Consider the following 23,237-nt stretch of genomic DNA (forward strand, 5'->3'; position numbering starts at 1 on the left):
GGCGGCTCCCCGGCCAGGCGGTACTCAGCCCGCCGAGGGCGCCAGCGGCGCGAGCGCCGGGTAGTCGGTGTAGCCGCGGTGGTCGCCGCCGTAGTACGTCGCCTCGTCGGCCTCGTTGTACGGCCCCCCGGCCCGTGCCCGCGCGAGCAGGTCGGGGTTGGCCAGCCAGCGCGCGCCGAGGGCCACGATGTCCGCCGTGCCCGCGGCGAGCAGTTGCTCGGCGTCCTCGACCGGGTCGCCGCCGCCGTGGTGCATCGAGTTCAGCATCAGCGGGCCCGCCCAGCCGCGGCGTACCTGCTCGGTCACCCCGCGCAGCTCCGGAGTGGCCTCCAGGACGTGCAGATAGGCCAGCGGATACGGGGCCAGCGCCGCGACCAGCGCCGCGTACACCTCGGCCGCGTCGCTCTCGGTGACGCCGTTGGCGTTGTTGCCGGGCGAGATGCGCAGTGCGGTGCGGTCCGCACCGATCGCCTCGCCGACCGCCCGTACCGACTCGACCGCGAAGCGGATGCGGTTCTCCGCCGGGCCGCCGTAGGCGTCGGTGCGGCGGTTGGCGCCGTCGGCGAGGAACTGGTGGATGAGGTACCCGTTGGCGCCGTGCAGTTCCACGCCGTCGAAGCCCGCCTCGATCGCGTTGCGTGCGCCGGCCGCGAAGTCCCGGACGATCTCGCCGATGTCGTCCACGGTCAGCTCGCGCGGCACGGGGTGCGGCAGCAGCCCCTGGTCGTTGGTGAACAGCGACTCGCCGGACGCCACCGCCGACGGCGCTTCCGGAAGCTCGCCGTCCGGATAGAGGTAGGGGTGGCCGATGCGGCCGGCGTGCAGGAGCTGGAGGAAGATCCGGCCCCCGGCGGCGTGCACCCGGTCGGTCACCTTCCGCCAGGCGGCGACCTGGGCGGCGGTGTGGATGCCGGGCGTCTGGATGTAGCCCTGGCCGCGCACGCGGGGCTGGGTGCCCTCGGTGACGATCAGCGCGGCGCCGGCCCGCTGCTCGTAGTAGTCGGCCGTCAGCCCGGACACCACGCCGCCGTCCGCGGAGGCCCGGGAGCGGGTCATCGGGGCCATCGCCAGCCGGTGCGGGAGGTCGAGGCGGCCGATCCGTACGGGGGTGAAGATCTCGTTCGTCATGTCTTCGACGCTAGGTACGGGGGAATGCCCGCCGGATCCGTAGCGCTTCGGTACTCGGATACGTGACCCTGCCGCCGACCCGCCACGTAGGTGTGACTGGATGACTTTGTACGGGCGTCAGAAGGAACTGGCCGCGCTCGACGCGCTGCTCGGCGCCGCCGCGGACGGCCGCGGGCAGAGCCTCGTGCTGCGCGGCGAGGCCGGGATCGGCAAGTCGTCGCTGCTCGCGTACGCCGAGGGCGAGGCGCGGCGGCGCGGCTTCACCGTGCTGCGTGCGGTGGGCTGGGAGGCCGAGCGGGGGCTCGCGTTCGCGGCGCTGCACCAGTTGCTGCGGCCGGTGCTCGACCGCGCCGGCACGCTGCCGCAGCCGCAGGCGGACGCGCTGGCCGCCGCGGTCGGCACCGGTGCGGCCGAGGGGCCCGACCGGTTCCTCGTCGGGCTCGCGGTGCTGTCGCTGCTCGCCGAGGTGGGCGACGGCGAACCGGTGCTGTGCCTGGTGGACGACGCGCAGTGGATCGACGAACCGTCCGCGGACGCACTGCTGTTCGCCGCCCGCCGGCTGGGCGTGGAGCGCGTCGCGCTGCTCTTCGCCGCCCGCGACGACGCCGGCTTCCCCGCCGCCGGGCTGCCGCAGTCGGCGCTCTCCCGGCTCGGCCGCGACGACGCGCTGGCGCTGCTGGCGGGGCTCGACGTGCCCGCGGCGGTACGGGACCGGGTGCTGCGCGAGTCCCTCGGGAACCCGCTCGCACTGCGCGAGTTCGGCGCCTCGGGACCGGCGGCCGCCGGCCGCCCGCAGGCCGCCGGGCAGCCGCTGCCGGCCGCCGACCGGGTACTGGCGGCGTACCGCGGCCGGGTGCTGGCACTGCCGGAGCGGACCCGGCTGATGCTCCTCATCGCCGCCGCCGACTCCCGCAGCACTCTGCGGTACCTGGTCGCCGCAGCCGAGCGGCTGGAGGTGGAGCTCGCGGACCTGGCGGCGGCGGAGCAGCAGGGACTCGTCGCCGTGGTCGGGGGGTTCGTCGAGTTCCGGCACCCCCTGATCCGTACCGCCGCCTACACCTCCGCCCCGCACGCCCGCCGCGTCGCCGTGCACGAGGCGCTGGCCACCACCTCCGGCGATCCGGACTGCCGCGCCCGGCACCTGGCGTCGGCCGCGACGGGGCCCGACGAGGAGGTCGCCGCCGAGTTGGCCGACTGTGCGAAGCGGGCGCTGGCCCGTGGCGGCCCGGCCGCGGCGGCGGACACGTACGCGGAGGCCGCCCGCCTCACCCCGGACGCGGCTCCGCGGGTGCGGCGGCTGACGGCGGCGGCGTGGGCGGCACAGCAGGCGGGGCACGCGGAGCAGGCGGCGGAGCTGGCGGAGGAGGCGTACAAGCAGACGGCGGACACGGACCGGCGCGCGGAGCTGGCGTACGTGCGCTCCTTCTGGCTCTTCGAGAAGGACGCCGCGCCGGAGGCCGGGGCGCTGCTGATCTCGCACGCCGCGGACTCGCGCGCGTACGGGCGGGAGATGCTGCGGGCGGCGGCGACGTACGCGTGGTTCGGTGGGGACGTCGCGGCGCTGCACCGGGCGGCGGACCTGCTGGAGGGGTACGGGGACGCGCCCGGCGCCGACGCCCGGCGCGCGGACCGCGCCGTGCGCGGGCTCGCGCACATGGCTGCGGACGACTTCGCGCGCGGGCTGCCGCCGGTCGCCGACCTGCTCGACGAGGCCGCCGTCGGCAGCGCGACCCGCCTCCAGGCGATCTCCTCCGCCTCGCTGCTCCCCGACGACGTCCAACTGCCCGTGATCACCGAGGAGATCGACTTCGCCCGCGGCGACGGCATCATCGGCCGGCTGCCGTACCTGCTGCACGTGCTGGCCCGCCAGCAGCTCTACGCTGGCGACCACCGCGAGGCGGCGCGCACGGTGACCGAGGCCGCCGCGATCGCCCGCGACACCGGGCTGGCGATGCGCATCGGCCGGCTGCACAACCTGCTGGCGCGCATCCCGGCGATCGCGGGCGACGAGGAGCGCGTACGGACCCTCGTGACCCCCGGCATGAACGCGGGCGGCAACTACGGCGTCACCGCCCTCGCCCTCCTCGACCTGGGCCGCGGCCGCTACGAGGACGTGCTGAAGCGGCTGGCGGAGGCCCGCGCGGGGGCGGCGCGGTACAGCGCGGCGCTGCTGTTCGCGACGGCGGACGAGGTGGAGGCGGCGGTCCGCCTGGGCGCCCGGGACCGGGCGCTGCCGCCGGCCCGCCGCTTCGCGGCGTGGGCGGCGGCGAGCGGGCAGCCGTGGGCGCGGGCGGTGGCGCTGCGCAACGAGGCGCTGCTGGTGGCCGCGGACGCGGGCGGGGCCGCGAAGGCGGAGGCCGCGTACGCGGAGGCCGTACGCCTGCACACGGAAGCCGTCGGCCGCCCCTTCGAACGGGCCCGCACGGAGCTGCTGTTCGGCGAGCACCTGCGCCGCGAGCGCCGCCGCACGGAGGCCCGTACCCACCTCCGCACCGCGCTCCGGCTCTTCGACGGCCTCGCCGCCGCCCCCTGGTCCGACCGCGTCCGCGCCGAACTCCGCGCGGCGGGCGAGGCCCAGGCCACGGCCCGCGCCACCGCTCAGGACCCGGCGGACCGCCTGACCCCGCAGGAGCTCCAGGTCGTCCGGCTGGCGGCGGAGGGCACCAGCAGCCGCGAGATCGCCGCGCGGCTCTTCCTCTCCCCCCGCACGGTGGAGTACCACCTCTACAAGGCGTACCCGAAGCTCGGCGTCACCTCCCGCCGCGAACTCCCCGCCGCCCTGGCCCCGCCCGCCTCCCCGGAGCCGTAGTCACGGCCGCAGGCCCGCGAAGAGCACGGTCAGGAGGCGCTCGGCCTGGGCGTCGTCGCGGGTGCGGGTGCGGAGCCAGGACGCGGCGCTGATAAGCGCGAAGACGTCGTCAGGGGTGATACCGGGGCGGATGGCCCCGGCGGCGTGGGCGCGGGCGGTGAGGGTGCTGCCGGCGGCGGAGAGGCGTGCGCAGGCGGCGTGGAGTTCGGAGCCCTTGTCCTCGTGGCTGCCGAGGAGTTCCTCCGCGAGCCCGCTGTAGCCGGCGCCGTGTTCGGCCACGGCGCGCATCCAGCGGGTGAGCTGGTCGAAGGCCGGCGGGGGCGGGGTGGCGGCCAGGAGGTCGTCGCCGAGGGCGAAGAGGGCGTCGTGGCGGTCGCGCAGCAGGGCGCTGAGCAGGGCGCGGCGGTTGGGGAAGTGGGCGTAGAGGGTGCCGATGGCGACGCCTGCGCTACGGGCGATCTTCTCCAGCGAGGCTTCCGTGCCCTGCTCCTGGAACGCCTTGTCCGCTTCGGCGAGCAGCCGCAGGCGGTTGCGCTGGGCGTCGGCGCGTTGGCGGCGGGGGCGGGGCGGGTGCGCGCGGGCGGTGTCCGACATAACTTGAGGGGTCCTCGAATAAGCGTGGTAGATTTTTCTTGAGACCACCTCAGGTTACTTGGAGGAGCGGATGATCCTCGTCATGGGCGCCACCGGCACCATCGGCCGGCGCCTGATCCGGATGCTCGGCGAGACGGGCACCCCCTTCCGGGCGCTGGTGCGGGACGAGGCCAAGGGCCGCGCCCTGGGGTGCGACTTCGCCGTCGGCGACCTCGACCGCCCCGCCTCCCTCGCGCCCGCCCTCGACGGCGCCGACCGCCTCCTGCTGAACAGCGGCGGCGCGCTCCCGGTGGCCGGACGGCAGCCGATGGTGCGGCAGCAGACCGCGGCCGTCGACGCGGCGCGGGCCGCGGGGGTGTCGCGGATCGTGAAGGTGTCGGCCTGGCGGCCGACGCCGGAGGCGAAGCTGTCGGTGCGGGCGCACTGGGAGATCGAGCAGCACCTGAAGTCCTCCGGCGTCCCGTGGTCGCTGCTGCGGCCCACCGGCTACATGCAGAACTTCTTCACCGGCGAGGGCGGCTTCACCGCCGAGCGGGCGGTCTCGGGCCCGTACGGGCAGGGGCGGGTCGCGTACATCGACGCGTACGACATCGCCGCCTGCGCGGCCGTCCTGCTGACGGGACCGGACGGCGAGGGCCTGGCCTACGACCTCACCGGACCCGAGGCGCTGACGCACGAGGAGATCGCCGCGAAGCTGGGCGTCCCGTTCCACGACCAGTCACCCGCGGAGGCGGGCGCGGAGCTGCGCGCCCGGGGGCTGCCCGGCTGGTTCGTGGACGATCTCCTGTGGCTCTACGCGGACATGGCGTCGGGCGGCGTCTCCGAGGTGACGACGGCGGTACGGACCCTGACCGGCCGCGCGCCCCGCGGCTTCGACGAGTTCCTGGCCGCGCAATCCCTGTGACTACGTGAAGGAGTACTCCAGCTCGGGCAGCTCGAAGCCCTGCTCGAACACGCAGATCCGTTCGTCGGTACGGACGGCGCCGTGGCGCTCGTAGAAGGAGACCGCGCGCGTGTTGCCGCGCAGCACCTCCAGGTAGACGGTCCGCCCGGGGTGCGCGGCGGCGGCCCACGCGCGGGCGTGCCGCAGCAGCCGGCTCCCGATGCCGCCGCCGGTGCGGCCGGGCCTGGCGTGCAGGTTGTCCAGGAGGAGACGGCCGTCGGGGCGCGGGAGGAGATACGCGAACCCGAGCAGTTCGGCGCCGGCCACGGCCACGAACAGCCCCGCGCCGGGCGGCGGCCCGTCGAGCCGGCCGCGCCAGACGGCCAGCCGGTCGTCGTCCAGGGGGCCGCTCAGGAAGTCGCCGGGCATGATCCCCGCGTACGCGGTGCGCCAGCTCTCCGCGTGCAGCGCCGCGATCTGCTCGGCATCGCCCCGTACGCCCGTTCTGATCTCCATGGGGCCCAGTCTCGCGTACGAATTCCGCGCGGCGCCCCTCGGGGGGGGCGGCACAATCGGGGACGTGGGGACGGACATCCGGGGATTCGTGGAGTGCCGCACGTGGGGTCCTGGCCTCGCCGTCGACGAGACGGCGTGGTATCCGGCCATCGAGCTGTCCATGCTGGGCGTGACCAGGGACTACGAGGCTTTCGCCTGCCTGTTCGGCGTCCGGGACCTCAGCGGCCACTGGCGGCCGGTCAGTTCCGGCCGGGGGCTGCCCGGTGACGTATCGGAGGCGGTCCGCGCGAAGCACGCGTCGTGGGGAGAGGCCGCGTTCGGCGCCACCTGGCTGGGCTGGCACGAAGTCCTCGCCATCGACTGGGACGAGCCGGCGATCCCCCGGGCGACCACCGTCGCCCGGTACCGGCGGCTGCCGGACGGTGGGCTGGAGCTGCTGCACCGGGACGACTGGAGCCGCGGGTTCGCGCGGGCCAGCGGCGTCGACACCCTGGCCGCCGATCCGGACCGCGTCGCCGAGCTGTGGGCCGAGGGCACGGAATGGGACGCCGGCACCCTGGTCTTCCGGGTCGAACGCGCACGGCGTCGCGACGCCGTACCCGCCGACGGCTTGTGGCACCCGGTGTGGACCGTCATGCGCGCGCTCACCGGTGTCCACGGCGACGGGAACGTCCGCCTGGCGGTGTGGTTCGAGGAGTAGTCCCGCGGTCCCCCGCCGGTGGGAAACGGCGAGGCGGAGGCGGTGGTGGGCGCCTAGGCTCCGAGGTCATGGGTGCGAGTGCGGGTGAGCGTGTACGGCCGTTCCGGATCTCCGTGCCGGAGAGCGACCTCGACGATCTGCGGTACCGGCTCGACCGGACGCGGTGGCCCGACGAGTTGCCGGGAGCCGGGTGGGAGTACGGCGTACCGCGGGAGTATCTGCGGGAACTGGTGCGCTACTGGCGGCACGCGTACGACTGGCGGGCCGCGGAGGCCCGGCTGAACCTCTGGCCGCAGTTCATGACCACCATCGATGGCGCGGACGTCCATTTCGCGCACATCCGCTCGCCGGAACCCGACGCCACGCCGCTCGTCATCACGCACGGCTGGCCGGGCTCCATCGTCGAGTTCGAGCGGATCGCCGGGCCGCTCTCCGATCCCCGGGCGCACGGTGCCGATCCCGCGGACGCCTTCCACCTGGTGCTGCCGGGCATCCCCGGGTTCGGGTTCTCCGGGCCCACGCGGGAGAAGGGCTGGGAGCACCGGCGGGTGGCGGCGGCGTTCGGGGAGTTGATGCGGCGGCTGGGGTACGGGCGGTACGGGGCGCAGGGCGGTGACTGGGGGGCGGCGGTCTCGCGCGAGCTGGGGCGGCTCTGCGGCGACCAGGTCATCGGGGTGCACCTGAACCTCATCCCCGGGGCCGGGGCGACCGCCGAGCCGGCCGCGGACGAACTCGCCGCCCTCAGCCCCGCGGAGCGCGCACGCACCCTCGCCTCCTGGGCGCGGTTCCAGGCGTGGAGCCGCGAGCAGCAGGGCTACGCCGACCTCCAGTCCACTCGTCCGCAGACCCTCGCCTACGCGCTCACCGACTCGCCCGTCGGCCAGCTCGCCTGGATCGCGGAGAAGTTCAAGGAGTGGACGGACTCGGCCGACCGGCCCGAGGACGCCGTCGACCGCGACCACCTCCTGACCAACGTGATGCTCTACTGGCTGACCGGCACCGCCGGATCCTCCGCCCGCATCTACTACGAGCGCGCCCACGCCGCCTACCGGGGGCAGCCGCCGGAGCGCTCGGCCGCCCCCACCGCGTTCGCCGCCTTCCCGCGGGAGAACTTCGTCGTCCTGCGGCACCGGGCGGAACGTACCGACAACATCGTCCGCTGGACCGAGTTCGACCGCGGCGGCCACTTCGCCGCGATGGAGCAGCCGGATCTCCTCACCGGCGACATCCGCGCCTTCTTCCGCGGCCTGCGCGACGCAAGCACCCCCTGACGCGCCGCTGCGCGTCCGCCCGTCAGGCGGCCCCGTCGTACACCAGCAGGCCGTCCTCCCGCAGCCGCGCCCCCGGCGTGACCCGGTGGGGCGTCAGCCGGCCGTCGTGGGACAGGTGCAGGACCGGGGTGCCGTGGGCCAGGACCGCGGCGTCGGCGATGAGGCGGCGGTGGCAGCGCCACCAGAGGTGCTCGGCGCACATCACCGCCGTCCGTGCCGTCGCCGCCTCGTGCAGGAGGCCGGTCAGCGCCGCGGTGAAGCGCGGGTCGCGGGTGTAGCCGGCGTAGCCGCGGAAGGAGGCGTTCTCCCAGTACGTGTCCGGGGAGCCGGGCGCCGCCCTGCGGAAGCCGCCGAGGCGCGGCTCCCAGCGGTACGCGATGTCCGTATCGGGCAGCCACCGCGCCAGGGCGTCGCGGGCCACGTCCGGGTTGCGGCGGCTGCCGGGGGCGGTGCGCACGTCGACCACCGACCGGACGTCCGCGCCGTGCAGCAGGGCGGCGAGCCGGTCGCGGTCCGCGGTACCGTGGCCGACCGTCAGCAGCGGCGCGGGCCCGCCGTCGCCGCCGGGTCCGCCGTCCCCGTAGCCGTCCGTCACGTACCGGCGGGGGCCGCGCGCGGCACCGCCGTGTCCTCGACCGCTTCGGGGGAGAGCTTCCGCATGGCCTCAGTCTTCAGCAACCGGCGGCCCGCCGCGCGGCGAGGCGCCGGTCAGTCCCGTTTGCAGATCCGGTCCAGCAGGTTCGCCGTCGCCCGCTGGATCACGCTGTTCACGTGGTCGGGACGGTCCAGCGCCGGCGACCACGCGAACGTGCCCGCCGCGAAGACCAGCCCGCCCGCCGGCGTCTCGTACAGCGACGTCTCCTGATACCGCCGCATGCCGCGCGAGTCCGGGTACGGCGAGTGGGCCAGCAGCTTGCGCCCGGTGTGCTTCGGCAGCGGGGCGCGCGGGAAGTAGCGGTCCGCCTCGCCCGCGACCAGGCCCGGCAGTTCGTCGCCCTCCAGGGCGCCGGTCGCCTCCCACAGCCAGTGGTCGGCGTTCCGTACGACCAGGGGGCGCGGCTCCGGCACCCGGCCCACGTACTGCACGCCCAGCAACTCCTGCTCCGGCGCGCCCTGTTCGCGCCAGAGCGCCGGGCGGCCCGGGCCCTGGCGCTTGGTGCAGTGCAGCAGCCGGTCGGGCTCGCCGGCCGCGGAGGGGGCGAGGCCGACCTGCCAGTACATGGTGTTGGCGGAGAGGAACACCAGCGACGTGCCCGCCTCCCTGGCCTTCTCCGCGGCCCGGCGCATCGGCACCGACCAGTACTCGTCGTGGCCGGGGAAGACGATGCCGCGGTAGCGCGTCGGGTCGATCCGGCCGGCGTGCAGGTCGCGGGCGTCCGCGTACGCGAGGTCGTAGCCGTAGCGCTCGGCCCAGCGGATGAAGTCGTAGGCGTGGCCGGCGTGCAGCGGCAGCCCGGCGCCGGCGTAGGGCCGGTCGAAGGAGACCGTGGTGGCCGCCTCCGGCTCGCCGAGGAGGCAGCCCTCGTCGTCCCAGGCGTGGTAGAGGCTGGCGCCCGTACGGCCGTCCTCCGGGTAGAGGTTGTACGCCTGCCACGTCACGTCCGGCAGCAGCAGGAGCAGGTCGGCGGGCTCGGTGGAGCGGACGGTGAACGGCGCGTGCGAGCGGTGGCCGTCGGCGGTGGTGAGCACGGCGACGTACGCGCCGGGGGAGAAGTACGACGGGATCTGCAGCCGCCAGGACAGCCACCAGTGGTGGCAGGAGACCGTCCGCCCGGCGGCCAGCGGCACCGGCTGCACGATGCCGGCGAGCCGCGGGCTGCTCGTCACCTTCGCGGCGCCGTCGCCCGCGTAGTGGCCGATGCGGTAGATGTCGACGGCGAACTCCTGCGGCGGGTCGACGGAGATGCGGAAGTCGACCGATTCGCCGGGCTCGGCGCAGGAGGGCGCGGCGAATCCCTTGATCTGCTGGAGTACGTCGTTCGCGAGATGGACCCCGCCGTCGCCGGTGGTGGCGGCGTCGACGTACCAGGGGACGAGGCGGCCGTCCTCGAAGGACTCCTCCCCGGCGTGCAGCCACGGCAGCGGCCCCGCCGCGAACGGATCGGAGACGGCGTGCGCGAGCGCCCCGGACTCCCATCGCCGGATGCTGTCGTGAACCACGGGCCGATCCCCTCCCTCGCCCCCGCGTGGGTCGGCGAGTCCAGGACATCACATAACGCGAACAGGTCTTCACGGAACGCCGACATTCGTTCGACATGACGCCCGTGCGAGGGTGACGGTTCCGGAAACCGTCAGGTCAGACCAGGAGAACCGGCTTCTCGGCCCGTACCCCCGCGGCTGTCAGCCAGGAGCGCAACTGGGTGTCGTCGCGGGTCTCGACCAGCGTGCGGACCGCCGCCGCCGGGCTGCCGCCGCGGCGGGTGCGCAGCACGGGGCCGTCGAGCCAGTCGAGTCCCGGGGCGGCGCCCGCGGTGTCGACGGCCGCACAGCAGACCATCGCGAGGACGTGGTCCACGAGGAGTTCGCGGCCGGTACGGGGCGGGATCAGCGGCGGCGCGCCGCCGGCCGGTGCGTTCTCCTGCTGCACCCGGGCGAGGGCGGCGCCGATCCGGTCGGCCTCCTCCGGGCCCGCGGTGAGCCGGTCCACGACGCGGGCGAGCGTGCCGCGGTCGGGGCGGCCCGCGGGCTCCGGGCAGTCTTCGAGCCGGTCGAGCACGGCGTGCAGCCGGGCGGCCTCCAGCCGCCACTTGCGGTCCACGACCTCGTCGGGGTACTGGTCCCAGCTCACCCCCGCGAACCCGGCCGCCGGCTCCCCGCCGACCACGGCGCCGACCGCCGCGCCGCCGGGCCCGCTGAACAGCTCCGCGGCCAGCAGCGACGCCGCCTCGTCCACCATGCCGGGCTCCTCCAGCAGGTCGCAGGCGGGGCGCTCGCCCAGCCGGGTGGCGAAGCCCTCGGCGAGGCGGTCGCGGCGGGACAGCTCGGTGAGGGCGGAGACGACGCCCGCGTTGAGCCGGGAGGGCCAGCGGCCCATGCGCCAGGCGGGCAGCGCGACCCGGGTCAGCAGCCGGTCCCAGCCCGCGTAGGCGAGCCCGACCTGCTCCTGCGCGACGATCCGCAGCCCGTAGTCCACGGCCTGGGCCCGCTCGGCCGCGGCGGCGGCGACGGCGCGCTCCATCTCGACGGGGTGCTCGCCGCAGGCGCGCAGCAGCAGCCGCGCGATGCCGCCGGTGAACCGCCGCCAGAGCCGGGCCGCGCGGGCGCGGGGGCCCAGGCGGGCGGGGCCGGGGGCCGGGTGGGGGCCGGCGGCGTACGGATCAGGCCCGCCGAGGGGCGCGCCGGGGGCCGTCTCGTACGGTCCCGGGCCGGCTTCGTACGGTCCCGGGCCGGCTTCGTACGGTCCGGGGCCCTCAACGCTCCCCGGCGCTCGGGACGGCAGCGCCGCCGCCGCGTCCAGGGCCCGTACGAAGCGGCGCGCCGCGGCGATGTCGGGCTGGGCCGAGGCCGCCGTTCCCGCGACGACCGGGGCGAGGACCGCGCGCAGTTCGCCGACGCGCATCCACCACAGGAACGGCGAGCCGATGACGAGCACCGGGCCCTCCGGGTCCGCGGTGGCGCGCTCGACGACCTCGCGCCAGTTCGGCGCGTACGACGCCTCCGCCGACGCCTGCCGCCTGGCCGCCGCCGCGGCGGCGTGGCTCTCGGCGGCGGGGCCGCGCGGCGCGCCCTGCCCGTCGCCGGAGCCGAACACCGCGGCGCCGCCCGCGCCGTACGCACCCGGCACGCCCGGGGCCGTACGCGAACCGGGGACGGGGACGGAACCGGAGCCGCCGGGCCCGCGGGGGCGCAGCGCCCGGGCCACCCGGCCGCCGAGGCGCCGCAGCCAGCTCCGCACGCCCGTCGGGGTGGGACCCGGGTCCTCCAGCCAACTGTCGCAGTCCGGGGTGAGCGCCACCGCCGCCGGCACCGGCACGCCGAGGCGCTCGGCGAGGTCGCCGACGAGGCGGTAGAGGTCGGGGGCGGCCCGGCGCGGCACCGGGACGGTGAGCGTGGCCGCGGGCTCCGCGCGCGAGATGGACCGCGCGACGGCGGCCGCCAGGACGGGCGCCAGGACGGCGAGCCCGACGACGGGCCAGCGCAGCGCCGCGAGCACTCCGTCGACACGCCCTATGGCCGAGCCGGCCAGCAGCAGGACTGCCGCCGCCCCCGGCAGCAGGACGACCCCGAGGGCCGCCCCCCGTACGCGCAGGACGGCGAGAGCCCGGGAGCGGGCGGCTTGCGCACCCGCCTCCGTACCGGTCGCTGTGGACACGTCCGTACCTCACCCCCTCAACCGCCGACGGGTAGGGCAACGGCCGTAACGAGGCGAAACGGCCGTACTCCACCACTGTCGCACCGGCCACGGCCAGTGCAATGCCGGTAGGCCAGTTGGCCTGATCAGGCCCCCACTGCCCGGACGAAGCCGACCGGACGGCCGGTACGTCGGGCAGGTGCACCATAGTTGGGGGGCGCGGCCGCGTCAGCAGGACCGCCTCCCGGTCACCCGATGGTATGGCCTTGGGCAAAGGTCAGGACGCCGTGAAATTTCAGTCGGCGGCGGCCTCCGCAGCGCGCGCGGCGATGTCCCCGCGGTAGTGCGCACCGTCGAGACCGATCCGACGAATCGCCTCGTAGGCGCGGTCGCGGGCGGCGGCGAGGTCCGCGCCCACGGCGGTGACGCACAGCACCCGGCCGCCCGCGCTGACGATGTGGCCGGAGTCATCGAGCTTGGTACCGGCGTGCAGGACGTACGCATCCGGGGCGTCCTCGGCCTCGACCGCGTCCAGTCCGGTGATGACGTCGCCCGTACGCGGCTTCGCCGGGTAGTCCCGGGCGGCGAGGACGACGGTGACGGCCGCGTCGTCGCTCCACACCAGCGGCGGGAAGGCGGCGAGCCGGCCCTGCGCGGCGGCCTGGAGCAGCCCGGCGAGCGGGGTGCGCAGCCGGGCGAGGACGGCCTGGGTCTCGGGGTCGCCGAAGCGGGCGTTGAACTCCACGACCCGTACGCCGCGCGAGGTGAGCGCCAGACCCGCGTACAGCAGCCCGGCGAAGGGGGTGCCGCGGCGGCGCATCTCGTCGACGGTCGGCTGGAGCACGGTCTCGACGACCTCGTCGACGAGCTTCGGGTCGGCCCACGGCAGCGGCGTGTACGCGCCCATGCCGCCGGTGTTCGGGCCGGCGTCGCCGTCGTACGCGCGCTTGAAGTCCTGTGCGGGGGACAGCGGTACGACGCTCTCGCCGTCCGTGACCGCGAAGAGCGACACCTCGGGGCCGTCGAGGAACTCCTCGATCACGACCTGCCCGGCGGCGGTGCAGGCGCGCGCGTGCGCGCGTGCCGCCTCCAGGTCCTCGGTGACCACGACGCCCTTGCCTGCCGCGAGCCCGTCGTCCTTGACGACGTACGGGGGGCCGAAGGCGTCGAGCGCCGTATCGGCCTCCTCGGGGGTGGTGCAGACGTAGGCGCGGGCGGTGGGCACGTCGGCCTCGGCCATCACGTCCTTCGCGAACGCCTTCGACCCCTCCAGCCGGGCCGCCTCCGCACCCGGTCCGAAGCAGTCGATGCCGCGCGCCCGTACGGCGTCGGCGACACCGGCGACGAGGGGCGCCTCCGGGCCGACGACGACGAGGTCCGCGCCGAGGCCGGCGGCGAGCCCGGCGACGGCGGGGCCGTCGAGCACGTCGACGGCGTGCAGCCGGGCGACGGCGGCGATGCCGGCGTTGCCGGGGGCGCAGTGCAGTTCGCGGACGCCGGGGTCGAGGGAGAGGGCGCGGCACAGGGCGTGTTCGCGGGCGCCGCCGCCGATGACGAGGACCTTCACGGGGTCAGCCTAACGGTCGGCTCCCGGGCCACCGGTCCGGGTGACGGCACTTTCGCCCCCATACCCGATCAACCACTCCTTACGAGGGTAAATAACGCCATTTTCGGCTCGTGTCCCCTCGTTCGGCGGTAGGAAGGCCGCCGCGGGCGCACCATCCGATTGCCCAGTCATCACACGTCACGCCCGTCACACAGAGCCCAGAGAACCCAGAAGTCAAGTCGGAAACCGGCAGAAGCAGGCGAGTTCGAGCGACGAGCAAGTCGAGCAAGGAGTCCCGTAATGAACCACTCGGAGGAGACCCGGACGACCGGCACCGCGACCGGCGCCACCCACGAAGGCCGCGGCGGGCGCGGCCTCTTCGGCCGCAGGAGCAGGGCGGGGCGAGGGGACCGCGGCGCGGGCGGCGGCGTGGGCGGCCCCGGCTCCGTGGCGCGGCCCGGTGAGCTGCTGGCCCGGCCGTTCCCGCTCGGCGACTGGGGCGACCCGGCCAAGCGGCTGGACGAGCTGTACCTGTGGGCGGAGGAGGGCGCGCTGCACACCGCGGAGTCGTACCTGGCCGCCCGCCGCGTCAAGCGCCGCGCGGCGCGCGCGCTGCGGGCCTCGGCGGCGGTGTGCGCGGCGGCGGGCGCCGCGCTGCCGGTGCTGGACCTGACGGAGACGGTGCCGGACCGGTTCGCCGGCTGGGCGTTCGTGGCCCTGTTCGCGGCGCTGGCGTGCCTGGCGGCGGACCGGTTCTTCGGGGTGACGGCGGGCTGGATGCGCGACGTGGCGACGGCGCAGGCGGTGCAGCGGCGGCTGGAGGCGCTGCAGTTCGACTGGGCGTCGGAGTCGGTACGGGAGGTGCTGGGCCCGACGGAGGGCACGGCGGGCGAGGCGGCGGAGCGGTGCCTGGTGGTGCTGCGGCGCTTCACGGAGGACGTGACGGAGCTGGTGCGGGCCGAGACGGCGGACTGGATGGTGGCGTTCGGCGGCGGCCGGGCGGCGCTGGCGACGCAGTCGCTGGCGTGGGCCCGCTGCCCCGAGACCCAGCCCCAGGCCCGCGCGCCCCTCCCCCCGGCCGGCCTACGCCCCACCATGCCCCGCCAACGCCCCCCGGAACCCCCGGGGCGTTAGCCGGGAGGCGTGGGAGGCGGGGGGACGTACACGCAGGACGCGGCGCCGCAGGCGCACGCGGATCCAGACGACGCGCCCGCGCCCCCGCCGCCCCCGGGCGAGCGCCGCGGGGCCGCATCCCCGCGGGCGCATGCGGCAGACGGACGAGGCGAGCCACCGCCCCGCCGAGACCACACGCGAGGCAGCGCGCTTCCCCGCCCTCGCCCTGCGAGCCCGCGGCGCGAGCCGACACCTCCCCAGCCCCAGCCGACCGCACCGCGCCTCCTCACCGCCGCCCCCGCCCCGCGGGATCACCGCGTAAGCCGACACCCTCCCCCGCCCCCCGAGCGCCGGTCGGGCACAGTGGTCAGGGGTAGGTGGCAAGGGACGAGTGGGGGTTACGCATGAGGTGGGCACGGGTCGTCGGGGTGGTGCGGGGTGCGCAGGTGGTGGCCATCGTCGCGCTGGTGGGCACGGCGCTCAGCGGCGTCGAGGCCGGCGGCGCCGGGCGGGTGGTGCTGTGGGCCGCCCTGGTCCTCTGGGGTACCGCCATGGCGGAGATCGCCGTGCGGGTGGCCCTCGGTGCCGTACGGGCCCTGCGGCGGCGCGGCGCGAAGGAGACACCCGGCGCCGACGGGGCGCTCCCCGGTGCCGTCGACCTGCACACCCCCGTCGCCGGCCGGTGGCGCGCGTTCAACAGCCCCGCGGACAAGGTGCCCAGCCACGGCACCCACTTCCTCGCCCAGACCTACGCCATCGACATCATCCGCACCCCCGAAGACGCCCCGGAGGACGACTCCGAAGACACCCCCGACGGCGCCCGGAAGGGCGCCTCCGCCCCCGCGCTGCGCTGGTGGCCGCCGTTCCCCGCCAACCGGGACTTCCCCGCCTTCGGCGCCCCCGTCCTCGCCCCCGCCGCCGGCCGCGTCGTCACCGTCGCCGGCTCCGCGCACCGCGACCACCGCGCCCGCAACACCGTCCTCGGCCTGGCGTACCTGATGGTCGTCGAGCAGATGGTCCGCTCGGTCGCCGCCGGTGCCGGCATCGGGGCGATCGTCGGCAACCACGTCGTGCTGGAGCTGGAGGACGGTTCGTACGCCCTCTTCGCGCATCTGCGCCGCGGCTCGGCGACCGTTCGCGAAGGGGACACCGTGCGGGCCGGGCAGCAACTCGCGGAGTGCGGCAACTCCGGCAACTCCAGCGAACCGCACCTGCACTTCCAGCTCATGGACGGCCCCGATCCGCGGCGGGCCGCGGGCGTGCCGTTCACCTGGCGCGGCGTCGGGGTGCCGGGGAACGGCACGGACTTCACCGCCACCCCGGCCCGTACCCCGGAAGCCGGCGGCCACGAAGCCGACCGCCCCGAAGCCGCCGACCCCGCCGTCAACTGAAGACGATCATCGACCCCTGCGCCAGGCTCCGCGTCGCCGCCGCGTGCAGCCCCAGCCACACGTGCCGCTCCTGCGCGAACTCCCCGCCGTCCGCCGGCGCCGTCGCCGCCGGCTCCGACAGCTCCGTCGGCCCCGGCGGCGGGGCCGGGGCCGGCGGCGGGTTGTCCGGGTCGATGCCGATCGCCGGGGCGACGGCCACGAGTTCGCGGACGAGCCCCTGCGCCGAGCCCAGCGGCCCGCCGCCGGCCAGCAGCTCCTCCGTCACCAGCGGATGCGGGAAGTCGACGGGGACGTACGCCCCCGCGTGGTCGTAGTGCCAGACCAGGTGCGACTGCTGCGCCGTGGACTCGAACATCTCCAGCAACTGCTCGTAGTCCCCGCCCAGCTCGCCGACCGGGGTGACTTCGAGGCCGCACAACTGCAGCAGGTACGCGCGGCGCAGGAAGTGCAGCGCGTCGTAGTCGAAGCCGGCGACCGGGGCGACGTCCCCGGACAGGCCCGGCATATAGCTCTGCACGGGCACCGGCGGCAGCCCCGCCTGCGCCAGCGCGGCGTCGTAGGCGGCGATCTCCTCGGCGAAGGGGTTGTCGGGGCTGTGGCACAGGACGTCGACGAGGGGCACCAGCCAGAGGTCGCAGGCCAAGCGGTACGCTCCTTAACTGCGCGGTTCGGCTCAGCGTAGCCGCTGACGGCGACCGCGCAGCACCCCCCGGCCGGGTAGCGCGCCCCGTCTCCGCCGGGTCTCGGCCACCGGCCCCGGGATCGAGCCGTCAGCCGCCCGCGAGCCGTTCGATCAGCTCCAGCGAGTGCCGGTTGTACGTCCGAACGACCTCCTCGGCGGCGGCCACGTCGCGCCGCTCTATGGCCTCGACGAGCTGCATGTGCCCCTGCCAGAACGTGCCGGGCACGCAGCCCTCGCTCTCCCCGCGCAGATACGGCACGGCGAACACCCAGCAGTGGATGCGCACCCGCTCCAGGAACTCGGTGATGTAGTCGTTGCCGATCAGGCTGGTGATCTCGCGCCAGAAGCGCAGGTCGTAGTGGACGAGCACGTCGAGGTCCCCGGCCTTCGCGGCCCGTTCCGCCTCCTCGCCGCGGCGGCGCATGGCGACCAGCGCGCCCGGCTTCGGGTCGACGGTGTGCGGGGGGCTGGCGCGGAAGACGCCCATCTGGACGACGGTGCGGGCGTCGGCCATGGCGCGGAAGTCGTCGAGGGTGAAGGCGTGCACGCGGTAGCCGCGGTGCTGCTCGACGTCGAGGAGACCCTGGGCGGAGAGGTCGACCAGGGCTTCGCGTACGGGGGTTGCGGAGACCCCGTACTGCTCCGCTATCTCGCCGACCGTGATGTGCTGCCCGGCCGCGAGCCGGCCGGCCAGGATCTCGTCGCGCAGGGCGTCGGCGATCTGAGCACGCAGCGTGTCGCGCCGGACCACGGCGCCTGCGGGGGTCATGCGGTGGGCCTTCCTGATGGGGGATGCCCCCACACGATAAGCGCACCGGGTGACGGTGATCGACAGCATGCTGTCCTTTTGACAGCATGCTGTCGTGAGCGGAACGCGGGCGCCGGGCCTGCAGAACCGTTTACCTGGCCGTCTGCGCGTAACCGGCCGAAAAGCGACCAAGAGCGGGAGGCGGCGGACCATGCGCGAGAGCACCGGCGACGGCGGGGCGGACGAGGCCGGCCTGGCGGCCCTCGGCGCCGCGGCGCTCCTCGACGCCGCCGCGGCGGCGTCGTTCCGGCTCGGCGGCCAGTTCCTCGCGCGCGGCGACCGGTTGGCCGCGCCCGCGGGGCTGACGGCCGCGCGCTGGCAGGTGCTGTTCGCGGTCCGCCGCGAGCCGCTGTCCGTCGCCGGCATCGCGCGCAGTCTGGGGATGGCCAGGCAGAGCGTGCAGCGGATCGCGGACGTCCTGGTGGCGGGTGGGCTCACGGCGTACGAACCGAACCCTGCGCACCGCCGCGCCAAGCTGCTCCGCCCCACCCCCGCGGGGCAGCGGGCGCTGGCGCGGCTGGGGCCGGGGCACGCGGAGTTCGCCGGCCGGCTCGCGCACCGGCTGGGCGGGGAGGCGCGGTTGGGCGAGACGCTGGCGGTGCTGCGGCGGCTGTCGGCGGCGCTGGAGGCGCTGCGGGCGGAGGACGCGGAGGCGGCGGAGGAGGCGGGGGAAGGGGCCGGCGGAAGAGGAGGTGCGCCGGGCCGGGACGCGGGCCGGAACGCAGATCGGGACGCGGGCCGGAAGCCGGGCCGCGCCCCCGCCGGGAAAAGGGCCGCTGACCTGGCCCGGGACCCCGCGGCGCCGAGGCCCCGCAAGGCTCGTACCCGCCGCTGATCCGCCGCCCGCCGAGATCACCGCCCCACGACGATGGTGTGACAGCACCGCAACGACAATCCCGGCCCCCCTCATCCCCACCCCCGGTCACCGCCTACGCTCTCCGGGTAGACCACGGGGGTAGGGGAATGGAGAGCGTGGAACCGCTGGCGCCGCAGGATCCGCAACAGATCGGGGCGTACCGGCTGCTCGGCAGGCTCGGCGCCGGTGGCATGGGCCGGGTCTACCTCGGCCGGACCGCGGGCGGCAGGACGGTGGCCGTCAAGCTGGTCAAGCCGGAGCTGGCCGCCGAGGAGGAGTTCCGCGCCCGCTTCCGTACGGAGGTGCGCGCCGCGGCGCGCGTCGGCGGCAAGTGGACGGCGCCGGTGCTCGACGCCGACACCGAGGCGCCGGTGCCGTGGGTCGCCACGGGGTACGTCGCCGGGCCGACGCTCCAGGAGGTCGTCGAGCGGTACGGACCGCTGCCGCCGGAGTCGCTGGTCACCCTCGCGTACGGGCTGGCCTCCGCGCTCCGCGACGTCCACGCGGCCGGGCTCGTGCACCGCGACCTCAAGCCGTCCAACGTGCTGGTCACCATCGAGGGCCCGCGCGTCATCGACTTCGGCATCGCCCGCGCGCTGGACTCGCTGTCCGACGGCACGGTCACGCGCACCGGCATCGTCGTCGGGTCGCCGAGCTTCATGTCCCCCGAGCAGATCATCGGGCAGGACGTGTCGGCGGCGAGCGACGTGTTCTGCCTGGGCGGGCTGCTGGCGTACGCGGCGACGGGGCGGGCGCCGTTCGGGTCGAGTTCGTCCGGGATGCACGCGGTGATGTTCCGCGTCGTCCAGGAGGACCCGGACCTGGAAGGCGTGACGGACCCGGCGCTGCACGGCCTCATATCCGGCTGCCTGGCCAAGCTCCCGGGGAACCGCCACGACACGGAGGCGATCGCCGGGCTGACGGGCCCGCCGGACCCGGAGGCGGCGTGGCTCCCGGCCGGCCTGACGGCCGACCTGGGGCGCCAGGCGGTACGCCTCCTGGACACGGACACGCCTCCGGCCGGCGACCGCGACACGAGCCCGCTCCGCACGGTGCCGCCTGCGGCGGGCACGGCGGGGGGCGGCAACGGACCGAGGAGCACCGGGGCCGCGGGCGAACCGGCGGGCCACGGAACCCCCACCGGGGCGGGCGCGCCCCCGAACTCCGGCGCGGAGCGCCGAGTTCGGGGTGCGGAGAAGAAGAACGGCGTGGGCGGCGGCTCCACGGGGGCCGAGTGGCCCCACCTGGCGGCGGACCCGGACTCCGGCGCGCAGCGCCGAGTCCCCGGTGCCGGGGCGGCGGACGGAGCCGGCAGCCACGCGACGGGCGCCGCGGTGGCCTACGGGCCGGCCGCGGGCCACGGGCCCGGCGCGGAGCGCCGGGGCAGGGGCGCGGGCGAATCGGGCCACGCCGCTGCCGAAGGGCCCGCGGCGGACCGGGAGTCCGGCACGCAGCGGCGATTCCCCGGTGCCGGGACGACGGACGGGGCCGGCGGCCCCGCGCCGGGCGCGGAGCGCCCGGGCACCGGCGCGGCGAACGAGCCGGGCGGCCACGCGACACCCGCCGGAGGCGCGGCCGCGGCCGGGGCGTGGCCCCGTGCCGCGGGCTCCGAGGACGCCACCGTCCAGCGCTCCGCGGGCGGTGCGGCCGGCGCGCGGCCGCAGGCCGCGGATCGGGGTCCCGGGTCGGGACCCCGGGTCTCGGGAAGGGGCGGGGACGGGGAGAACTCCCGCACAGAACCACGGCTGGGCCCCAGCTCCACCCGCCCGTACGAGACCCCCGCCGCCCACGGCTCCGCGGCCCACCCCGCCGCCGGCAGCACCGCGACACCCGCCGTCCCCGGTCCCGGCGCAGGCGCCCCTCCCCGCCGGCGCCGCCACCGCGCCCGGCTGCTCGCCGCGCTCGCCCTCCTCGTCGCCGCCGGCGTCGCCGTGCCCGTCGCCCTCGCCACCCAGCGCGACGACGGCGCCCCCGCCGCCCGCAGCTCCGATGTCCCCGACGAGTACCTCGGCGCCTGGCTCGGCACCCAGCTCAGCGACGGCGAACCGACCGGCACCTACCGCCAGTTCACGATCCGCCCCGGGGAGAAGGGCGAGGTCGTCGCCACCAGCATCGTGCTCAGCGGCGAGTCGCAGTGCACCAGCAAGGGCGAGCTGACGTCCACGGACAAGGGGCTGCACCTCGACACCGAGATCGTCGAGGCCGCCCCCGCCGGCGAGTGCACGGCGGTCGGCGGGCACGTGCTCAGGTACGAAGACGGCAAGCTGCTCTGGCGCGCCGACGACGGCCGCACCGCCGAGCTGGCCAAGGTCGAGCCCCGCGACCGCCGCATGCCGCGCGAGCTGCTGGGGAGCTGGCAGCGGCCCGCGGGGTCCGGCACCCAGGTGATGAAGGTCGTGCAGGCCGCGCCGGGGCAGATCGCCGTGCACTTCACGACCCGTACCGGCGACGGCGACACCTGCCAGGCGAAGGCCGACTTCGTCGGCGTCGACCAGCGCGACGACCGCGTGCTGCTCGGCCCGTCCGAGATCACCTCCGTCACGGGACCGGACGACCCCGGCACCGGCGAGACCCCCGACGGCCTCGGCGACGACTCGACGAGCACCGGCAAGCTCGGCGGCCCCTGCGTGCCCGGCTTCCCGTCCGCGATGCAGGCGACCGCCGACGGCTCCGTGCTGGACCGCCAGTTCCTCGGCGGCGAGCAGCGCACCCGGCATTACACAAGGGCGGACGGCTCGCCTGCCGACCCGACACAATAGGCTCCCCGGCGAGGGGGAAGGGGGGCAGCATGGACAGCCTCGGACCGGACGATCCACGCCGCGTCGGCTCGTACCAACTGCTGGGACGGCTCGGCGAGGGCGGCATGGGACGCGTCTACCTCGCCCGCTCCGAGCGCGGCAGGACCGCCGCGGTGAAGCTGGTCAAGGCCGAGCTGGCGCGCGAGCCGGAGTTCCGGCGGCGCTTCACGCAGGAGATCATCGCCGCGCGCCGGGTCGGCGGCGAGTGGACCGCGCCCGTGCTCGACGCCGACACGCACGCCGCGACCCCCTGGGTTGCCACCGGTTACGTCGCGGGACCCTCGCTGCACGAGGTCGTCGCCAAGGACCACGGCCCGCTGCCCGACGCCTCCGTGCGCGCGCTCGCGGGCGGGCTGGCGCGCGCGTTGCAGGCGATCCACGCCGCCGGGCTCGTCCACCGCGACCTCAAGCCGTCCAACATCCTCGTCACCATCGACGGGCCGCGCGTCATCGACTTCGGCATCGCCCGCGCGCTGGACTCGGTCACCGCCGCGGGCGACGGGCTCACCCGGACCGGCGCGGTCATCGGCTCGCCCGGCTTCATGTCGCCCGAGCAGGTGCGCGGCGAGCGGGTCACGGCGGCGAGCGACGTGTTCTGCCTCGGTACGGTGCTGGCGTTCGCGGCGACCGGGCGGATGCCGTTCGGCACGGAGAACAGCGGCGCGCACGCGCTGATGTTCCGGATCGCCGCGGAGGAGCCGGAACTGTCGGGCATCGAGGGCGAGTTGCGCACGGTGATCGAGCGCTGTCTCGCCAAGGAGCCGGGCGCGCGGCCGCAGGTCGCGGAGCTGGTGGCGCTGACGGAGGAGGCGGCGCAGCTCAAGCCGTGGCTGCCGGGGGCGCTGCTGGAGCTGCTGGCGCGGCGGGCGGTGGAGCTGCTGGACGCGGAGACGCCGCAGGCGACGGGCGGGATGACGGGGACAGCCGGGGCAGCCGGCGCTGCCCCCGCGTACGGGCCGCCGCTCACCGGCGCCACCCCCGGCCCGTACGGGCACACCGGCATGCAGCCCCAGCACCACCAGCCGTACGGCACCCCGCCCCACGCCCAGCCGCACACCCCGCCGCAGCAGCACCGCCCCGCCGCGTACGGCACCGCACCCACCGCGCACCCGCCGCCCTACCGCACCCCGCCGCCGCCCTACGGCCAGACCGGCTGGCAGACCCCGCACCCGCCGCTGCCGCTGCGGCCGCGCGCGGTGCGGCCGATCGCCACGGCGCTCCAGGTGCTGCTGGGCATCTACGCGGCGTTCGTCTGCCTCCAGGTCATCCAGGAGATCAACCTCCTGGTGCTGCTGGGCGAGGACGGCGCCGACACCTGGTACATGGCCGAGGACCTCGACCGGATGGAGAACTTCACCGCCGGCAACGTCCTCCTCTTCACGGTGTGCGCCGTGCTGTGGTCGGTCTGGTTCTACCGGCTGCGCACGAACGCGGAGGCGTTCGCCCCCGGCCAGGTGCGCTACTCCACCGGGCTGTCCGTCGGCTCCTGGTTCATCCCCGTCGCCCAGTTCTGGTTCCCCCTGCAGATCGCGAACGACATCTTCCGGATATCCAGCCCCTTCCCGCAGCACGCGCGCCCGCCCGTCGGCTACGGGCCGCGGCCCGTGTCGTACGGGAAGGGCGTCCTGAACTTCTGGTGGGCCACCTGGGTCGCCACCATGGTGCTCGCCCTGGTCACGGCGGAGGACTGGGAGGTCGGCAGCTCGATCGACTCGGCGATCCAGATCGTGCTGCTCGACCTGCTGTCCTCGTTCGTGCTGATCGTGACGAGCATCATGGCGCTGCTTGCCGTGCAGCAACTGACGACGCTGCAGGACCAGCGCCTCAAGGGAACGGTCTGACGGCTGACTG

General features: G+C 75.8%; 17 protein-coding genes and 1 pseudogene. 9 read left to right on the forward strand and 9 right to left on the reverse strand.

Annotated elements, in window-relative coordinates:
- Positions 1-24 precede the first annotated feature (24 nt).
- Entirely contained in the window at positions 25-1,128 is a 1,104-nt protein-coding gene (locus CXR04_RS16280; RefSeq protein ID WP_101423070.1) for an alkene reductase, read from the reverse strand.
- 100 nt (positions 1,129-1,228) lie between these two features.
- Here CXR04_RS16280 and CXR04_RS16285 point away from each other — a divergent pair, with 100 nt between their 5' ends.
- Complete coding sequence (locus CXR04_RS16285) at positions 1,229-3,937, forward strand: ATP-binding protein (RefSeq protein ID WP_101423072.1); 2,709 nt, start codon at positions 1,229-1,231, stop codon at positions 3,935-3,937.
- Here CXR04_RS16285 and CXR04_RS16290 read toward each other — a convergent pair whose 3' ends face one another.
- Positions 3,938-4,531 carry a TetR/AcrR family transcriptional regulator gene (locus tag CXR04_RS16290; protein ID WP_101423074.1) on the reverse strand — a complete coding sequence of 198 codons (594 nt, stop codon included), beginning with the start codon at positions 4,529-4,531 and terminating at the stop codon, positions 3,938-3,940.
- Positions 4,532-4,601: 70 nt separating this feature from the next.
- On the opposite strand from CXR04_RS16290, the gene CXR04_RS16295 reads away from it, so the two are divergent.
- Entirely contained in the window at positions 4,602-5,435 is an 834-nt protein-coding gene (locus CXR04_RS16295; protein ID WP_234380260.1) for an NmrA family NAD(P)-binding protein, read from the forward strand.
- Here the strand turns inward: CXR04_RS16295 and CXR04_RS16300 are convergent, their stop codons facing one another.
- The gene (locus CXR04_RS16300) at positions 5,436-5,930 is read right to left on the reverse strand and encodes a GNAT family N-acetyltransferase (protein WP_101423076.1); all 495 of its coding nucleotides are present in this window, start codon (positions 5,928-5,930) and stop codon (positions 5,436-5,438) included. It lies immediately after the preceding gene.
- Positions 5,931-5,994: 64 nt separating this feature from the next.
- Between CXR04_RS16300 and CXR04_RS16305 the strand changes: the two genes are divergently transcribed.
- Positions 5,995-6,630: a hypothetical protein gene (locus CXR04_RS16305; RefSeq protein WP_159072330.1), complete on the forward strand. Its 636-nt coding sequence runs from the start codon at positions 5,995-5,997 to the stop codon at positions 6,628-6,630.
- Between the two features lie 68 nt (positions 6,631-6,698).
- On the forward strand, positions 6,699-7,901 hold the full coding sequence (locus tag CXR04_RS16310) for an epoxide hydrolase family protein (protein WP_101423080.1): 1,203 nt from the start codon (positions 6,699-6,701) through the stop codon (positions 7,899-7,901).
- A gap of 22 nt (positions 7,902-7,923) precedes the next feature.
- On the opposite strand, the gene CXR04_RS16315 is transcribed toward CXR04_RS16310, so the two are convergent.
- From CXR04_RS16315 to purD, 4 genes are all read right to left on the reverse strand, one after another.
- Positions 7,924-8,496, reverse strand: coding sequence for a DUF488 domain-containing protein (locus CXR04_RS16315; protein ID WP_101423082.1), 573 nt, complete (start codon positions 8,494-8,496; stop codon positions 7,924-7,926).
- 113 nt (positions 8,497-8,609) lie between these two features.
- Positions 8,610-10,061: a N,N-dimethylformamidase beta subunit family domain-containing protein gene (locus tag CXR04_RS16320; protein ID WP_101423084.1), complete on the reverse strand. Its 1,452-nt coding sequence runs from the start codon at positions 10,059-10,061 to the stop codon at positions 8,610-8,612.
- A gap of 136 nt (positions 10,062-10,197) precedes the next feature.
- Entirely contained in the window at positions 10,198-12,213 is a 2,016-nt protein-coding gene (locus CXR04_RS16325) for a hypothetical protein (RefSeq protein WP_101423085.1), read from the reverse strand.
- A gap of 274 nt (positions 12,214-12,487) precedes the next feature.
- On the reverse strand, positions 12,488-13,759 hold the full coding sequence (gene purD, locus CXR04_RS16330; protein ID WP_101423087.1) for a phosphoribosylamine--glycine ligase: 1,272 nt from the start codon (positions 13,757-13,759) through the stop codon (positions 12,488-12,490).
- 279 nt (positions 13,760-14,038) lie between these two features.
- Here purD and CXR04_RS16335 point away from each other — a divergent pair, with 279 nt between their 5' ends.
- The gene (locus tag CXR04_RS16335) at positions 14,039-14,872 is read left to right on the forward strand and encodes an SLATT domain-containing protein (protein WP_101423089.1); all 834 of its coding nucleotides are present in this window, start codon (positions 14,039-14,041) and stop codon (positions 14,870-14,872) included.
- 383 nt (positions 14,873-15,255) lie between these two features.
- A complete protein-coding gene (locus tag CXR04_RS16340; RefSeq protein WP_101423091.1) occupies positions 15,256-16,242 on the forward strand; it encodes a M23 family metallopeptidase in 987 nt (328 codons plus the stop codon).
- Here CXR04_RS16340 and CXR04_RS16345 read toward each other — a convergent pair.
- Together CXR04_RS16345 and CXR04_RS16350 are read right to left on the reverse strand one after the other, a co-directional pair.
- On the reverse strand, positions 16,235-16,885 hold the full coding sequence (locus CXR04_RS16345) for a hypothetical protein (RefSeq protein WP_018839920.1): 651 nt from the start codon (positions 16,883-16,885) through the stop codon (positions 16,235-16,237). The genes CXR04_RS16340 and CXR04_RS16345 overlap by 8 nt on opposite strands.
- Before the next feature lie 127 nt (positions 16,886-17,012).
- Positions 17,013-17,693 (reverse strand): GntR family transcriptional regulator, encoded by a 681-nt coding sequence (locus CXR04_RS16350; RefSeq protein WP_101423093.1) that lies wholly within the window; start codon positions 17,691-17,693, stop codon positions 17,013-17,015.
- Between the two features lie 190 nt (positions 17,694-17,883).
- Here CXR04_RS16350 and CXR04_RS16355 point away from each other — a divergent pair.
- The 3 genes and pseudogenes from CXR04_RS16355 to CXR04_RS16365 form a co-directional block, all read left to right on the forward strand.
- Positions 17,884-18,438, forward strand: a pseudogene (locus CXR04_RS16355) (MarR family winged helix-turn-helix transcriptional regulator); the annotation flags it as partial.
- Positions 18,439-18,704: 266 nt separating this feature from the next.
- Positions 18,705-21,347, forward strand: coding sequence for a protein kinase domain-containing protein (locus CXR04_RS35910; RefSeq protein WP_442802461.1), 2,643 nt, complete (start codon positions 18,705-18,707; stop codon positions 21,345-21,347).
- A gap of 29 nt (positions 21,348-21,376) precedes the next feature.
- Positions 21,377-23,227: a protein kinase domain-containing protein gene (locus CXR04_RS16365; RefSeq protein ID WP_101423097.1), complete on the forward strand. Its 1,851-nt coding sequence runs from the start codon at positions 21,377-21,379 to the stop codon at positions 23,225-23,227.
- Positions 23,228-23,237 lie beyond the last annotated feature (10 nt).

Source organism: Streptomyces sp. CMB-StM0423 (genome assembly GCF_002847285.1).
In the GTDB taxonomy this organism is placed as follows: domain Bacteria; phylum Actinomycetota; class Actinomycetes; order Streptomycetales; family Streptomycetaceae; genus Streptomyces.

Bases quoted from the DNA above. Each gene is read 5' to 3' on its own strand.
- CXR04_RS16300 (WP_101423076.1), bottom strand. From the start codon at position 5,930: ATGGAGATCAGAACGGGCGTACGGGGCGATGCCGAGCAGATCGCGGCG.
- CXR04_RS16280 (WP_101423070.1), bottom strand. From the start codon at position 1,128: ATGACGAACGAGATCTTCACCCCCGTACGGATCGGCCGCCTCGACCTC.
- CXR04_RS16285 (WP_101423072.1), top strand. From the start codon at position 1,229: ATGACTTTGTACGGGCGTCAGAAGGAACTGGCCGCGCTCGACGCGCTG.
- CXR04_RS16310 (WP_101423080.1), top strand. From the start codon at position 6,699: ATGGGTGCGAGTGCGGGTGAGCGTGTACGGCCGTTCCGGATCTCCGTG.
- CXR04_RS16340 (WP_101423091.1), top strand. From the start codon at position 15,256: ATGAGGTGGGCACGGGTCGTCGGGGTGGTGCGGGGTGCGCAGGTGGTG.
- CXR04_RS16365 (WP_101423097.1), top strand. From the start codon at position 21,377: ATGGACAGCCTCGGACCGGACGATCCACGCCGCGTCGGCTCGTACCAA.
- CXR04_RS16350 (WP_101423093.1), bottom strand. From the start codon at position 17,693: ATGACCCCCGCAGGCGCCGTGGTCCGGCGCGACACGCTGCGTGCTCAG.
- CXR04_RS16290 (WP_101423074.1), bottom strand. From the start codon at position 4,531: ATGTCGGACACCGCCCGCGCGCACCCGCCCCGCCCCCGCCGCCAACGC.
- CXR04_RS16335 (WP_101423089.1), top strand. From the start codon at position 14,039: ATGAACCACTCGGAGGAGACCCGGACGACCGGCACCGCGACCGGCGCC.
- CXR04_RS16295 (WP_234380260.1), top strand. From the start codon at position 4,602: ATGATCCTCGTCATGGGCGCCACCGGCACCATCGGCCGGCGCCTGATC.